This window comes from Kribbella sancticallisti, assembly GCF_039530625.1.
In the GTDB taxonomy this organism is placed as follows: domain Bacteria; phylum Actinomycetota; class Actinomycetes; order Propionibacteriales; family Kribbellaceae; genus Kribbella; species Kribbella sancticallisti.
On sequence record NZ_BAAAOS010000045.1, the window covers coordinates 73266 to 87606 of the forward strand.

The 14341-nt window shown below is 69.7% G+C and carries 12 protein-coding genes; 2 read left to right on the forward strand and 10 right to left on the reverse strand.

The annotated features are described in order from the left end of the window. Nucleotides 1-2 precede the first annotated feature (2 nt). A complete protein-coding gene (locus ABD255_RS28535; RefSeq protein WP_344219377.1) occupies nt 3-650 on the forward strand; it encodes a class I SAM-dependent methyltransferase in 648 nt (215 codons plus the stop codon). Between the two features lie 118 nt (nt 651-768). Here the strand turns inward: ABD255_RS28535 and ABD255_RS28540 are convergent, their stop codons facing one another. Beyond that, on the reverse strand, nt 769-1410 hold the full coding sequence (locus ABD255_RS28540) for a transglycosylase family protein (RefSeq protein WP_344219379.1): 642 nt from the start codon (nt 1408-1410) through the stop codon (nt 769-771). Nucleotides 1411-2027: 617 nt separating this feature from the next. Here ABD255_RS28540 and ABD255_RS28545 point away from each other — a divergent pair. Further along, nucleotides 2028-2627 carry a response regulator transcription factor gene (locus ABD255_RS28545; protein ID WP_344219381.1) on the forward strand — a complete coding sequence of 200 codons (600 nt, stop codon included), beginning with the start codon at nt 2028-2030 and terminating at the stop codon, nt 2625-2627. Here ABD255_RS28545 and ABD255_RS28550 read toward each other — a convergent pair. From ABD255_RS28550 to ABD255_RS28590, 9 genes are all read right to left on the reverse strand, one after another. Next, the gene (locus ABD255_RS28550) at nt 2606-4414 is read right to left on the reverse strand and encodes an ABC transporter ATP-binding protein (RefSeq protein WP_344219383.1); all 1809 of its coding nucleotides are present in this window, start codon (nt 4412-4414) and stop codon (nt 2606-2608) included. The two genes, ABD255_RS28545 and ABD255_RS28550, sit on opposite strands and share 22 nt — an antisense overlap. Further along, entirely contained in the window at nt 4411-6066 is a 1656-nt protein-coding gene (locus ABD255_RS28555; protein ID WP_344219385.1) for an ABC transporter ATP-binding protein, read from the reverse strand. Before ABD255_RS28555 ends, ABD255_RS28550 begins: the two co-directional genes overlap by 4 nt. Then, nucleotides 6063-8030 carry a prolyl oligopeptidase family serine peptidase gene (locus ABD255_RS28560; RefSeq protein ID WP_344219387.1) on the reverse strand — a complete coding sequence of 656 codons (1968 nt, stop codon included), beginning with the start codon at nt 8028-8030 and terminating at the stop codon, nt 6063-6065. Before ABD255_RS28560 ends, ABD255_RS28555 begins: the two co-directional genes overlap by 4 nt. A gap of 149 nt (nt 8031-8179) precedes the next feature. Continuing rightward, nucleotides 8180-8314: a SapB/AmfS family lanthipeptide gene (locus tag ABD255_RS28565; protein ID WP_133797906.1), complete on the reverse strand. Its 135-nt coding sequence runs from the start codon at nt 8312-8314 to the stop codon at nt 8180-8182. Nucleotides 8315-8318: 4 nt separating this feature from the next. Beyond that, nucleotides 8319-10919 carry a class III lanthionine synthetase LanKC gene (gene lanKC, locus ABD255_RS28570; RefSeq protein WP_344219392.1) on the reverse strand — a complete coding sequence of 867 codons (2601 nt, stop codon included), beginning with the start codon at nt 10917-10919 and terminating at the stop codon, nt 8319-8321. A 300-nt stretch (nt 10920-11219) separates the two neighbouring features. After that, the gene (locus ABD255_RS28575; protein WP_344219394.1) at nt 11220-12284 is read right to left on the reverse strand and encodes an ABC transporter ATP-binding protein; all 1065 of its coding nucleotides are present in this window, start codon (nt 12282-12284) and stop codon (nt 11220-11222) included. Next, a complete protein-coding gene (gene modB, locus ABD255_RS28580; RefSeq protein ID WP_344219396.1) occupies nt 12281-13081 on the reverse strand; it encodes a molybdate ABC transporter permease subunit in 801 nt (266 codons plus the stop codon). Before modB ends, ABD255_RS28575 begins: the two co-directional genes overlap by 4 nt. Beyond that, nucleotides 13078-13851, reverse strand: a complete 774-nt coding sequence (gene modA / locus ABD255_RS28585) for a molybdate ABC transporter substrate-binding protein (RefSeq protein ID WP_344219398.1) — start codon at nt 13849-13851, stop codon at nt 13078-13080. The genes modB and modA overlap by 4 nt, the downstream gene beginning before the upstream one ends. Further along, complete coding sequence (locus ABD255_RS28590; protein WP_425554549.1) at nt 13851-14255, reverse strand: TOBE domain-containing protein; 405 nt, start codon at nt 14253-14255, stop codon at nt 13851-13853. Before ABD255_RS28590 ends, modA begins: the two co-directional genes overlap by 1 nt. Nucleotides 14256-14341 lie beyond the last annotated feature (86 nt).

The following is a 14341-nucleotide window of genomic DNA, read 5'->3' on the forward strand; positions in this document are numbered from 1 at the left end:
CCGTGTTGGTGACATCTCGCTCGTACGCCGAGTACGAGGCGATGTTCGACCTGTCCGAGCTTCCCGATTCCGTCCTCGACTGTTGTGCCGGTGGTGCGAGCTTCACCGCGGAGGCGGCCGCCCGGGGTGTCGATGCCGTCGCGGTCGACCCGGCGTACGAACTGCCGGCCGCGGAGTTGGTCGACACCGTACGGCGAAGCCTGCCGGCCGGTTCGCGGATCGTCGACCAGCACGCCGACAGCTTCGTCTGGACCTGGTACGGCGATCCCGGCCGCAAGGACGAACTGCGGATCGAGGCGGCCGACCGGTTCCTGCAGGACGTGGCGGTGGCTCCGGAACGTTATGTCCCGGGCACCTTGCCCGAGTTGCCCTTCGGTGACAGGCGATTCGAACTGGTGCTCTGCTCGCACCTGCTCTTCACCTGGGCCGACAAGTACGACCGGGACTGGCATCTCGCCGCGTTGCGCGAATTGATCCGGGTCAGCAGTTCGGAGGTCCGGATCTTCCCGCTGGTCAACCAGGGTGCGGGTGATCCGGTCGAGTTCCTGCCCGACCTGCTCGAGGCGCTGCCGGTGAGGTCGGAGATCCGCAAGGTGCCGTACGAGTTCCAGGTAGGGGCCGACGAGATGCTGGTCCTGAGCCTGGATTGAGCCCGGACCGAGCTCGGACCGAGTGCGGACTGCAGGCCCGCCGAGCACGGACCGAGTGCGGACTGCAGGCCCGCGGGGCGAGGTTCGGAGTACGCCCCGCAGGGCCCGCAGGAGGGGATCAGCGCAGGTACCTACCGCACACGGGCCAGGGCTGGGCACCGCGCTGCGAGTAGAGCTTCTTCGCCCGCATCAACTGCTCGGCCGCCGACGCCTTGGCCGGGTTGCCGGAGCCGCCGACGCTGCGCCAGGTCTGCAGGTCGAACTGGAACAGGCCGTAGTAGCCCGCCGGGTTCACCGCCCGCGGGTTGCCGCTCGACTCGCAGTTGGCGACCTTGCGCCAGGCGGCGCTCATGTTCGCGCTGCCGCCCGTCGCCGCCGACCGGCTCTGCGACCGGGTGGTCCGGACCTTCCGCTCGGTCTTGCGCTCGGTCTTGCGGACGGTCTTGGTCTTCTTCGCCGTGGTCTTGCTGCGCTTCTCGGACCGGACGGTGGCCTTCTTCACACCGTCGAGCTTGAGGGTCTGCCCGATCAGGATCAGGTCCGGATCCTGCAGGTTGTTCAGCTCGGCCAGTTCGTGCCAGTCGGCACCGTTGGCCTGGGCGATCTCGGAGAGGGTGTCGCCCGCCTTGACCGTGTAGTCGGTCGCGAACGCGGCACCCGCGCCTGCCGCGGTGATACCGGCACCGAGGCCGGCAATGGAAAGAGTCCGGACTACCCGGCGTGTACTTCGCCGGGGGCGGGCATGTCGAGCTTTGGACATCAGGGTTCTGCTCCTCATGAGCTGGGCATGGTGAATTTCTCCAGCCCGGACGATTCAGCCGCGTGCGCACTTACCCCGAGAACCTCGCCGGCCGGACGTGCGGACCGGGGCGAGGCGAAGGTGGACGTCACCTGGGTGCGTGAGGCTCGGATCACCGGCCGCTTCCGCGACCGCACCGGGCTCCGCAGTCTGGTGAGGTACCACTCCCTTCGGGGTGCAGGGGACGGGCATCCGGGCAGGTCACGAGACAGCGTCCGAATGATCACGCGCTGGTAACGACGTGACCGGCCCATCGTGCGCGACGGGTGGGCCGAGCGCAAGAGTTCTGGGGGAATCCGGACAAACTTTTTCGCGCCCCAGGGTCCGGAACGTCAACAACAGAACGGTTTCCCGGCTTTCGGTAGTCGAGTGGACACAGCATTCTTCCCGGTTTCGCAGCGTTCGATCAGCGCTGGGGAGGCCCGGGACCTCCCGCGTGCCTTCCGGGCGGTTCGCTCGTTGATCGATGCGCGGGCGTGACCGTCCCGAGACTGAAACTGTGGCGGAAAGCGATCGCTCAGGTACTCTCGGTAGTCATCTCGCGGTCGGGGCGAATCGAAGGCGATGGGGGCGAAGCGGTGATCCGAGTAGTCCTCGGCCACCGCGGCACGATGGTGCGAGGTGCACTGGCCGCGGTGCTGTCAAGGGAGAACGATCTGGACGTGGTGGCCGAGCTGGACCGCTCGGACGACGTACTGGCGGCGGTGAGCCGGCGACCGCATGTGGTGCTGCTGGATCCACAGCTGCCGGGCAAGGTCGGGATCGAGGACCTGTGCCGCAAGCTGACCGGGCGCGGGGTGCTGGTGCTGGTCGACCACGAGGCGCTCGCCGCGACCAGCCTGGCGCTGGTCAAGCAGGCGCCGCGGATCGGCCTGATCGCGACGGACTCGTCCACCGGCCAGTTGGTCGAGGCGGTTCGCGACGTGGCCAAGGGCCTGCCGGTGGTCGACATCCGGCTCGCGGTGGCGGCGCTGAAGGCGGGCGACAACCCCCTGACGGATCGCGAATGCGAAGTACTGCGCCAGGTCACCACCGGCGCGACCGCACAGGAGATCGCCCGCACGCTCAGTCTGAGTGCCGGCACAGTGCGGAACTACCTGTCCCGGATCCTGGCCAAGACAGGGGCGCGTAGCCGGATCGAGGCGATCCGGAAAGCTCAGGACGCGGGCTGGATCTGATCGCCTCGTAGCCGACCGCCCCGCAGTTGGTCATCCCGGCGCCGGCTGCCGCGAAGCTGCTCCCCGCGAAGCTGCTCCCCGCGAAGCTGTTCACCGCGGAGTTGTTCACCGCGGAGCTGCTCGGCGCTGGGCTGCCAGTGGCCGAGGAGCTCGCGGTAGAGCGCTGATCTCCGCAGCAGGGTCTGGTGGTCGCCGATGGCCGCCTGATTGCCGTCGAGGACGAGGATCCGGCGGGCCCGCAGTGCGGAGCTGATCCGGTGCGCGATCACGATCAAGGTCCCACCGCGGGCCGCGAACGCCTCCTCGGCCCGTCGCTCCGCCTCCGGATCGAGGAAGCAGGTCGCCTCGTCGAGCACGACCAGCGGCGCGGGCGACAGGTACGCGCGGGCCAGCGCGATCAACTGCCGTTCACCAGCGGACAGGTCGCCGGGCCGGACCAGCGCGTCGAATCCCCCGAGCCGCTCGACCAGCCTGCCCGCACCGACGGCCTCGACGGCTTCGGAGACCTCGGAGATCGAGGCATCCGGCAGCAGGTACGTGAGGTTCTCCATCAGTGGCCCGCTGAAGACGTAGGCCTCCTGCGGGATCAGCACCCGCGTCGCGGCCAGCCGCTCGGTGGACAGCTCACTGGGCGGTACGCCGCCGAGCAGCAGGCGGCCACTCGTCGGAGCCAGCATGCCGCAGACCAAGCCGGCCAGCGTCGACTTGCCGATGCCACTGGGACCGACCACGGCAAGGTGTTCGCCTTCGGCCACCGTGAGGTCGAGGTCTTCCAGCACCGGCTCGGCGTTCGGCCCGTAGGCGAAGGTCAGACCACGCAGGCGCAACTGGTAGCCGTTCACCTCGTGCATCGGCCGTGGCGGAGTCGCCGGCGCTGCGGCGTCGAGGATGCGCCCGAGCGTCACGACGTACCGCAGGCCGCTCTCACCGAGTGCGCCCATCACCGTGTTCAAAGCGGGCTGCAGACCGATCAGGACGTAGGTGAGACCGCCAAGCAGGGTGCCTGTGCTGACCCCGCGCCCGACCAACCACGGTCCGGCCGCCAGCAGGATCAGCAGCGGCGCCCAACCGCCCACCGCGAAGCACAACATCCGCAGCGCGGCGACCTTGGCCAGGGAGCGTTCAGCAGCGGCCTGGGCCTCGATGGGCCGCCCGACCAGCCTCTCGGTGAACTCCTCGGCTCCGGTGGCCGCGATGTCCCGCACACCACTGAAGGCCATCCCGGCCGCGCCCGCCAGCTCCTCGTCGGCTTGCAGGGAGGCCCGCACCCGATCGGCCGCCATGCCGAGCACGGCCAGCGAGAGCGCGAACCCGAGCAGGAACGGCGGTACGACGAGCGCCGCGACCATCGGCGCCAACGACAGCAACCCGACCAGTACTCCGACCAGGGTGACCGCGAAGCTCCGGATCACCAGCGTCAGTCCCGCGAAGGTGTCCCGGACGATCTCGACCTGGCGGTTCACCCGCGCGACGGCGGCCTCGTCACCGGTTCGCAGCGCGCCGCCCACCACTCGCCGGACCAGGTCGTCGCGCAAGGGCTCCACCAGGTCGCCGAGGCGGCCGTAGACCTGGAAGGCGCCGGCGGCACCCAGGCACGCGGTAGCGACCAGTCCGCCGAGCCAGGCGATGCCCTCCCACGCTCGGCCGGCCAGGAAGTTGTCGGTCGCGTGGGCAACAGCGACGCCGTAGATCGCGGTCGGCAGGATCTCGGGCACAGACCACAGGGCCAGCTTCAGCGTCGACCGCTGCCGCAGTGCCCTGGCTCCGAAGAGCAGTTCGCGTTTCACCCGAACACCTCCCGGTAGGAGGCGTCCTGCCACAACTCCTGGTGCGGCCCGACCGCGCGGACCCGGCCGCGGTCCAGCCAGACGACGAGGTCGGCCCGGGCGGCGGTGGCGGCGCGGTGCGTGACGATCAGCCTGGTCCGGTGGTGCCGGTCCTGCGTCAGGGTGTTGCTGATCTGCATCTCGGTCGCGGTGTCGAGACTGGAGGTCGCGTCGTCCAGCACCAGCAGGCGATTCGCCGGCCAGGCCCGGGCCAGGCCCAGCCGCTGCCGCTCGCCGCCCGACATGGGTGTCTTAGGCAACGGAGTGAAGTAGCCCTCCGGCAGCCGGCTGACGAAGTCGTGGGCGTGGGTGGCGCGGGCCGCGGCGAGGGTGCGCACCGGCCCGACCGCGTCGTGCGAGATCGCGTCGCCGATCGTCGTGCCCACCAGGGTCGGTCGCTCGAACGCGCAGCCGACGGCAGCCCGCAGGGCGTGCCGGTTGACGGCCGGCAGCGGAATCCCGTCCAGCAGCACCTGGCCGGCCGAGGGATCCCGAAGCCGAGCAGCCAGCGACGCGAGCACCGACTTCCCCGCACCGCTGGGCCCGACCACGGCGACGGTCGCGCCACCCGGCAGATCCAGTTCGATGTTCTCCAGCAGTACCGCGTCCGCCGTGGCGACGGTGACGCCGTCGAAGGTCAGCCGGCCAGGTCCCGCCGGCAACGCGAGAGTGCCGTGCGGGACGGTCTCGATCGCGAACACCTCGGCGGCGCGCTGGATCCCCGCCCGGGCCCGGGCGACCTCTCCGATCACTCCGGTCAGGCTGCCGAGGCCCGCGCCGATGACGGCGTACTGGGCGGCCGCGAAGAGTTCGCCGGCGGTGATCCGGCCGTCCACGAGTTGGAGCCCGCCGACGGCCAGAACCGCCACCAGGACCAAGGGCCCGACGACGGCGGCCTGCGCACCGGAGCGGGCCAGGATCTTCCAGGTCAGCAGTCCGTGCTGGTGCAACTCGGGCAGGAGTCCGAGGATCCTGCGCTCCTCGCGGGCCGTGGTCCCGGCAGCGGTGATCGTCCGGATCCCGGCAAGCGCCTCGGTCAGCAGCCCGGAGATCCGGCCCTGGGTCTCCTGGTAGGCGAGGCTGATCTCCGCGGTCCGGCGGGCGAAGACGAAGAGCACGGCGATGACGAGCACGACACCGCCGAAGAACGCGGCGGCGAGCCACGGATCGATGACCGCCAGCAGGACGAGGCTGCCGATCGGCGGTGCCATGGCGGCCACGACGGTGACGGCAGCCGGTCCCGCCTGGGCCGCGTCGGTGGCGTTGCCGGAGACCCGGCTGACCAGGTCGCCTGGGTCGAACTCGCGGCTGCCCTCCGGTCCGCCGCGGACCACCTGGCGGACCAGTCGGTGCCGCAGCCAGGCCGTCGTACCGGCGACGCAGGCTGTCCCGGCGAAGACGTCGATCAGGCTGCAGACGATGCCGGCCCCGATCAGCGCGGAGGCGATCACCAGCCATCGCCCGTAGCCGTCGCCCGCCACGATCGCGTCGACGGACCGCCCCAGCACGGTGGGAAGCGCGAGCATCGTCGCGCTGTTGATCAGCGCCGTCAGGCCGATCACCGGCAGCCAGCCACCGCCGTGCCTGGCGACCGAACCGAAGGTGGTGGTCATGGGAACAGCCCGGTGTGATGTCCCAGGAAGGCAAGCATGTCGGCCGCTAGCCCGACACCCTTGCTGGCACCACCGGCCAGGTGGCCCGAATCGTGCTCGAGGCGGAGCACGACCGGGCGCCGGCCGTCTGTCGCGTGCTGCAGTGCCGCGCACATCTTCCTTGCGTGCAAGGGATCCACGCGGGTGTCGCCGCCGAAGACGGTGAACAGTACGGCGGGATACTCCACGCCCGGCCGGACCCGGTGGTACGGCGAGTAGGCGAGCAAATTCTCCAGTTGCGCCGGGTCCGACGCCGAGCCGAACTCCGGCACCCAGCTCTTGCCGAGCCCGAACTGCTCGTAGCGGACCATGTCCAGGAGCGGAGCCGACAAGGCGGCCGCCGCGAACAGGTCCGGTCGCTGCGTCAGCGCGGCCCCGACGAGCAGGCCGCCGTTCGACTCGCCGCACAGCGCCAACTGCTCGCTCGTGGTCCAGCCTTGGGCGATCAGCGCCTCGGCCGCGGCGAGGAAGTCGTCGAACACGTTCTGCTTCCGGTCGAGCATGCCGGCCTTGTGCCAGTCGTTGCCGCGTTCGCCGCCGCCGCGCAGGTTCGCGGTGACGAAGACCCCGCCGGCTTCGACCCAGGCCAGGGTGAACGCCGAGTATGTCGGGGTGATCGACTGGCCGAAACCCCCGTAGCCGTAGAGGATCGTGGGCCGTGGATCGTGCTCGCCCGGCTCGCCGACCACCAGCATCTGCAGCTCGGTCCCGTCGGCCGACGTGAAGTCCACTCGGCGCGACTCGGCTTCCGGTACTTCGACGGCGCCGGGCGGCCGCGACCAGAGCGCAGTACTGGCTGAGGTGGTGTCGTAGCAGTAGACGGCGGAGGGGGTGATGCTGTCGGTGTAGGAGAACCAGGCCTCGTGACCGCCCTCGCGGCGGGTGGACAGGGAGCCGACCGAGCCGGCGCCGGGCAGCGGAACCTCGCCGAGCAGCCGGCCGGTGACCAGATCGTGGATCGCGATCTCGCCGACCGCGTGCCTGGTCCGGCCGACCAGCACCACCTTGTCGAGGATCGCCAGACTGCTGAGAGGCGCCTCGGGATCCGCGGCCACATAGTCGTGCCAGACCAGCGGATTCGCGGGATCGCCGACGCAGATCCGGCCGGTGGCCGCGTCGCGCGTGGTCACGACGTACAGGCGTCCGTCGGGGCCGACCGACATCACGGTGATCGCGTCGACGTCCTGCTGGACGACGGCCGGCGGGGCGTCCGACGTCAGGTCGGCGAGCCAGAGATCGTTCGAGGCGCCGCGGGTCGCCGAGATGGTCAGCCAGCGACCGTCCGCACTGAGGTCCAACCCGTACGACGCTTCGTCGGCGAACAGCAGGTCATCCTCGGCCGCGCCGAGGTGGTGGCGCCAGACCTGGCGGAATCGCACGTAGTGGAAGGACTTTCCGTCCGGGAGCCAGGCGACGGGGGAGTAGCGGCAGCCGTCGATCGGGCCGTCCACCAGCTGGCCGGTGGACACGTCGAGCACGTGCAGGACGGACTGCTCGTCGCCACCGCGAGAGATCTGGAAGGCCAGCAGATTCCCGTCGGGGGAGGGCTGCCAGCTGTCGAGCGAGGTGAGTCCGGTCGAGTCCAGCCGCATCGGGTCGAGGAGCACCGCGTCGTCGACGTACAGGACCGGGTGTTCCTGGTCGGCGGAGCGGCGGACCACGAAGCAGCGGTCACCGCGCCACTGCGGCGCCGAGACGCTGCCCACGCTGGACAGGGCTTTGACGCGAGTCCTCAGCTTGTGGCGACCGGGGAGACCGGCGGCGTGATTCAGCCAGAGCTGGTCCTGGATGGCCTGCCATTGCTGGGTTTCGGGCGTGGTGGGGTCTTCGAGCCAGCGGTACGGATCGGGAACGGCGTGGCCGTGCAACTGGTCGACGAGCGGCAGACGCTCGGCGTGGGGATAGCTCGCGTCGAGGTGGTGCACGGGTGCCTCCTCCCGTCGGTGGAACGGCCTGCTCCGGGAAACAGGTTCGGCCCCGGGTGGGAATGCTGCCCACCCAGGGCCCTCGGAACCTGAGTGCCTCGGATCCGGGGTCTCACTCAGTAGACCTCAGATTCGGGGCATTCGTCCGATCAGTGGCAGAGCAACAGGCTCAGGTTGCTCGGGCGGTGGGAGCCGCAGCCGAGGACGGTCAGCGTGGAACCACCGTGGTGGTGGCCGCCACCGTAACCGGGGGTCTCCAGACCCTGAAGGTCGAGAAGTGCCATGTGTTTACACCTCCTTAGGTGCGAGTAGTCGGGATGGAGACTCGGACCACTGGGGAGGTCCGAGGAACGGGAGGGTGACTCGCTGCTCGTGCAGCGCGGCACCCAGGGCCAGCAGGACGCCGGCCGATCCGGTCGCCAGGTCCATCGAGAGACGGAGCAACTGGTTGCCCGGGAACGCGAGACCGCCTTCGAACGGCATCGCGTGCCAGCCGAGACCGCGGACCAGGTCGTCGGTCTGCTCACCCAGCGCTGGAGCGGCGAGGAGGAGACCGGCGCGGCCCATGAACAGTCCTGGCTGGACGTAGTAGGAGCAGCGGGTGACCCGGCGCAGCGCCTCGAGATCCGCGGCCAGCTCTTCGTTGGGGCGGTACTGCAGATAGCGGGCCAGGACGAGGGCTATACCGGCCGAACCCTCTTCCAGATAAGGCAGCGTGCGCCAGCCCTGGTTCACCTGCAGCATGCCGTCGGGAGTCCTGGTGCAGCGGCGCAGATCCTGCCGCAGGGCGATCTCGGCGAGGTCGAGCAGACCGGTGTCGCCGGTGAGCTCGTACGCGTCGATGAAGAGCAGTGCCGGTCCGGACGACCCGTGCATCAGGCCTGCCCGGGGCTTCCCCTCGCCGCTGGTCTCCGGTACGTCGGTGACGTCGCCGAGGCGGTCCGCCACCAGGTCGATCATCCGGATCGCCTGCGCCCGCAGGGTCGGCTCGTTGGTGAAGTGCAGCAGGTTGAGCCCGATCCCGGCCAGGCCCGAGTGCAACCCCAGCTCGCGGTGCTGGAACTCGTCGGCCAGGGTGCGCTCGACCAGGTCCAGTGCGTCCTGGTGGTACCCGAGCTCGTCGAGGACGTACGCGACGCCGTGCAGCCCGTCATACAGGCCGGGGCCGATCTCGGCGGTCAGGGCGTGCTTGCGGAGCCACTCGTCGTACTCCGGGAAGCGGCCGGCGCCGGTTTTCGCCAGGGCGTACAGGACTCCTGCCGCGCCGCTGGCGATGTTCGTGCCGCCGCCGGGCTGGAACTGCGCGATGTCGCCCGGGAACAGCCGGTCGTCGCGCTCCGGGGTCGCGCTCGCCACGATCGCCTTGGTCAGCGCGGCCCGGACCTCGGTCCAGCCGGCCCGACCCGGCAGAGCCAGCGACTCCATCTCCGGGTCGCTGGTGACGCCGGGCCCGACGATCGTGCGGACCGCGGCGTCGAGGGTCTGCCTCGGCACCGGGAAGGTCTCGGCGATCATGTCGGCCAGTTGGAAGGCCTTGCCTGGATGGAGATTCAGCAACATCGTCGTCTGCGGTGCGAACATGCCCAGCGTGATGCAGGCCAGCGCGTAGAGGTCGACGTCCGGGCCCTGCCGGTCGCCGGGAGCCGCATAGCCGGGGTGGGCGAGCGCGGAGCGGGCCCGGTCCTCGACGAGGGTGGCAACCTCGAAGTCGATCAGGACCATGCGGTCTCGCCTGACCGGCGCGGTGGCGTGGGGGTCAGAGATCGCACTGCTGAGGAGGACGTTGTCCGGGTGCAGGTCGCAGAAGACGACACCGCGGCCGTGCAACTGCTCGACCGCGTTCTGTACGTCGACCACCATCCGCGCGGCCCACTCGGCGTACTCGGCCAGGTCGGCCTCGGTCGCTTCGGGATGGGTCAGCGGGTACCGCCGGACCAGCTCGCGCTGCAGCGGGTTGGAGTCGATGAACTCCTGGACCAGGAAGTGGTGCTCGCCGAGCTCGAAGTAGTCGTGCATCTTCGGCACCACGTCGAGCCCGTCGAGCCGCTGCAGGATGTCCCGCTCGTGGCCCACCCGGGCGACCGCGTCCCGGGCGCTCATGTCCAGGCCCGCCATCGGGCGGCCTTCCTTGAGCACGACCTTGGCGCCGGTCTCGTTGTGGTGGCCGAGGTAGACGCCGCCGCCGTTGGAGAACTGGATGACGCCTTCGATCGTGTACGCCAGGTCGTTGGTGGTGACCGAGTTCCGGGCTTCCAGATGGGCCTGGAGGAAGGGCGGAAGAGTCACCCACGGGGGTGTCGAGAAGGTGGGGCCGCGGTGGTCCGGGACCAGCCGGCCGGTGCCGTCCTCGAGAGCCAGGACGCGCTCACCGCCGTCGTTGAGGCAGTACCTGCTGATGAAGGCGCCGTACCGGACGAACAGCGGGCCCTCGCCGTACCGGAGGTCGCTCAGGATGTACGGCCCGCGGATGCCCTCCAGCAGGTCGTCGAGTTCCTTGAGGACAAGCTCCAACTGGGTCTCGTCGGTCGGGTAGATCGTCACCAGCTTGCCGCTCGAGCCGCGCGGGGCGGACTTCGAGTTGACCATCACCATGACGGGTTCGTTGCGGAGGAACTTGAACGCGATGCCGCGGGGAACGCAGTAGTCCCACACCACGGCGAGCGTGCGCTCGGCGTCCTCGAGCCGGGACGAGACGTGGATCTTCCAGCCCTGGGCCGGCAGTACCAGGTCGTCCGGCGCGTAGTGCATCCACATCTCGCCGGCGACGTGGCTCCAGCCCGCCGGGACCGGAAGCGCGCTCTGGCTGAAGTCGGGATGCTCGGCCCCGCGGTTGGTCGGGGTCTCGTAGAAGCGCCTGTCGGCCAGGCAGTACAGCTCGTAACTTTCCATGGCGGTTCCTCCCCCCTTCTCGTGGTGCCCGGGCACATCTTGGGCAGCGGGAGGAGGGCTGGCGTAGTGCATGACGTCACGACTAGGCCGTGAAGAACTCACACGCTACGAGTGGGTAAGTAACCACTCTTTGTTACGCCTCGATCACTTTGAGCGGGAAAAGTGGCGTTACATCATGTCAAATCGTGGCATTGGCGTAACGGGCCGTAACTTGACGTGAATTTGATCGTGTTGAGTCTTGCTGTCCGAGCAGGGGTGCTTGTATACAGCCTTCCCCGTTGTCGGCACGGTCTGATCGCCCTAGGTGGGATAGGTCTGGATCTCGGTCGCCTTCAAGGTGGCGTGGAGGAGTTGGCCCGGAGTCAAGTGGAGGTCGGCCACTGCCGCCGTCGTGATGTCGGCGAGGAGCGTGGCAGGAGCCTGCGAGTTGTGGGGAGTCAGGCGGACTCTGACTGTGTGGGCGTGCTGCTCGATGCCCGCCACCTGCATCGGCCAGGTGTTGCGCGGGGTACCGCTCGGGCGGTCCGGGTAGAGGCTGATTGCCGATGGCGGGAAGGCCACGTAGACATTGCCGGCTGCGGGAGAGGCGATGGTGAGTGAGCCGCCGGTGTCGAGCCTGACCGTCGTGCCGTCGGCCACGCCGCGGTAGAGGTTGAGGCCCACCAACTGGGCGACGTAGTCGGTGCGCGGGCGACGGGCGATCTCGGTCGGGGCGCCTTCCTGGACCACCCGGCCGTTCTCGACGATGACCAGGCGGTCGGCGAGCACCATCGCGTCGAGGGGATCGTGGGTGACGAGCAGCGTTCGGCCGCCGTACCGGGAGAGGTGCTGGCCGAGTTCTGCCCGCACATGGACGGTCGTACTGGCGTCGAGCGCGGCCAGTGGTTCGTCCAGCAGGAGCAGATCTGGTGAAGTCGCCAGTGCGCGGACGAGCGCGACCCGTTGGGCCTGTCCGCCGGAGAGTGCCCGGGGTCGACTGCGGGCCTGATCGCCGAGGCCGACCGTCTCGAGCCACTTGGAGGCCTCGGCTCGGGCGGCTCGTTTGCCGGTCCCGCGAGCCCGGAGACCGAAGGCAACGTTCTCCAGCGCGCTCAGGTGGTGGAACAGCAGGTAGTCCTGGAACACGACCCCGATCGGCCGGCGATCGGCCGAGCGGAAGACCCGTGGCGGCTCGTCCCAGATCTGGTCGTCCAGGTGGATCCGGCCGCCGGTGATCGGGAGCAGGCCGGCGATCGCCCGGAGCGCGGTGGTTTTGCCGGCGCCGTTCGGGCCGAGCAGAGCGACGACCTCGCCTGGTTCGACGGTCAGGTTCAGGTCGAGTTGGAAGGTGCAGCGGGCCACCTTCAGTTCGGCATACAGGGTCATCGGAGACCACTGATCCAGCGTTCGCGCAGACAGGCGAGCACCACGACCGACACGGCCAGCAGGACGACACTCAGTACCACTGCCACCTCCGGATCCGTCTCCAGCGCCAGATAGACAGCCAGTGGCATCGTCGTCGTCCGCCCCGGCAGGTTCCCCGCGAACGTGATCGTGGCGCCGAACTCCCCGAGCGCCCGCGCCCAGCACAGTACTGCGCCCGCCACGATCCCCGGCGCGATCGACGGCAGGGTGATCCGGCGGAAGGTCAGCCACCGCCCGGCGCCGAGGGTCGCGGCGGCTTCCTCGTACCGCGGGTCGGCCGCGCGCAGCGCGCCTTCCACCGAGATCACGAGGAACGGCATCGCCACGAACGCCTCCGCGACGACGACTCCGGCCGTCGTGAACGGCAGGGAGAAGCCGAACCAGAGATCGAGGTGCTTTCCGATCAGGCCCTGCCGGCCGAGCACGAGCAGTAGCGCGACTCCGCCGACTACCGGGGGCAGGACGAGCGGGACCGTCACGAGCGCTCGGATCAGTCCCCGGCCGGGGAGTTCGGCCCGGGCCAGCAGCCAGGCGAGGGGGATTCCGAGGACGAGGCAGATGACCGTGGCGGCGCTGGCGCAGAGCAAGGACAGTCGGAGCGCCTGCCCGACGTCCGCGCTGAACAGCCGCGAGGGGAGCGTCGACCAGGGGGCCTCGGCGAGCAGACCGATCAGAGGAACCAACAGAAAGGCAAGCCCGAGCAGAGCGGGCAGCAGCAGGACCAGTGGAAGCCGCCCGCCGATCCGCCGCGAACTCACGGGACCTCGAAGCCGGCGGCGGTGAGGGTGGGTTTGGCCTGTGGTGACAAGACGAACTCGACGAACGCCTGTGCTCCGCCCGGATTCTTCGCCTTGGTCAGCGCGGCGATCGGGTAGTCGTTGACCGCCTGCGCTGCCTCGGGGAACTCGATCCCCTCGACCTTGTCCTTGGCTGCCAGCACGTCCGTCTTGTAGACGAGCGCGGCGTCGACCTCGCCCAACCCGACCTTGGTGAGTGCGGCCTTCACGTCCTGTTCCAGGGTGTCGGGTGACGGGGTGATCTTCGCGGCCTCGAACACCTTCCTCGCCGCCGCGCCGCACGGAACCTGCTCGGCGCACAAGGCGATCTTGCGGTCCTGATCAGCGAAGTCCTTCAGGCCGGTGACCTTGCCCGGATTGCCCTTCGGGACGGCGATCTCGAGCCTGTTCCGTACGAACGTCGCCGCCGTGCCGCGGTCCGCCACCTGTTCCAGGTTCTTCTGCGCCGCCGGGGCGAACACGTCGGCCGGTGCACCCTGGTTGATCTGCTGCGCGAGTGCGGAACTGCCGGCGAAGTTGAAGACCACCTTGACGCCCGGATGCGCCGCCTCGAAGTCCTTGCCGAGTCGGCTGAACGTCCCGGTCAGCGAGGCCGCCGCGAACACGGTGACAGTGCCCGACAGGTCCCCGCTGCCCGGCGAGGTCGAGGCGGCGGGGCTGTTGTCGCCGCAGCCCGCCAGGGCGAGACCGGCGACGGCAGCCAGCGCGGCGGCGATCGTACGGCGGAACATCAGCCCTCCGGGATCTCGACGACGACATGGGTGGACTTGATCGAGGCGACCGCGACGACGCCGGGCTCCAGGCCGAGTTCGTCGGCCGCCTCCCGGCTCATCAGCGACACCACCCGGAACGGGCCGGCCTGCATCTCGACCTGGGCCATCACGCCGTCCTTGAGCACCCGGGTGACGATGCCGCGCATCCGGTTCCGCGCCGAGGCGGCCGCGGTGGTGCCGGGCTCGGGCGACTCGGCCAGCCGTTGGGCGAACGCAGCCAACTCAGCGCCCTCGACGGCCATCCGGCCACCTTCCTGGACGGCAGGCAGACGCCCTTGCTCGACCCAGCGCCGCACCGTGTCATCGCTGACTCCGAGCAACCCGGCCGCTTCGCTGATCCGCAGATTCGGCACGAGTAGCATCCTATCGCCGCAGATGCGTCTTCCGGCCCGTAGATCTCGCTTACCGTCCGAGAACACATCGACGCGCCCGGGAACGTGAGCGTCGT

Excerpts from the sequence above, each read along its gene's own strand:
- ABD255_RS28540 (WP_344219379.1), bottom strand. The coding sequence starts at position 1,410 with ATGTCCAAAGCTCGACATGCCCGCCCCCGGCGAAGTACACGCCGGGTA.
- ABD255_RS28555 (WP_344219385.1), bottom strand. The coding sequence starts at position 6,066 with ATGACCACCACCTTCGGTTCGGTCGCCAGGCACGGCGGTGGCTGGCTG.
- ABD255_RS28565 (WP_133797906.1), bottom strand. The coding sequence starts at position 8,314 with ATGGCACTTCTCGACCTTCAGGGTCTGGAGACCCCCGGTTACGGTGGC.
- lanKC (WP_344219392.1), bottom strand. The coding sequence starts at position 10,919 with ATGGAAAGTTACGAGCTGTACTGCCTGGCCGACAGGCGCTTCTACGAG.
- ABD255_RS28575 (WP_344219394.1), bottom strand. The coding sequence starts at position 12,284 with ATGACCCTGTATGCCGAACTGAAGGTGGCCCGCTGCACCTTCCAACTC.
- modA (WP_344219398.1), bottom strand. The coding sequence starts at position 13,851 with ATGTTCCGCCGTACGATCGCCGCCGCGCTGGCTGCCGTCGCCGGTCTC.
- ABD255_RS28590 (WP_425554549.1), bottom strand. The coding sequence starts at position 14,255 with ATGCTACTCGTGCCGAATCTGCGGATCAGCGAAGCGGCCGGGTTGCTC.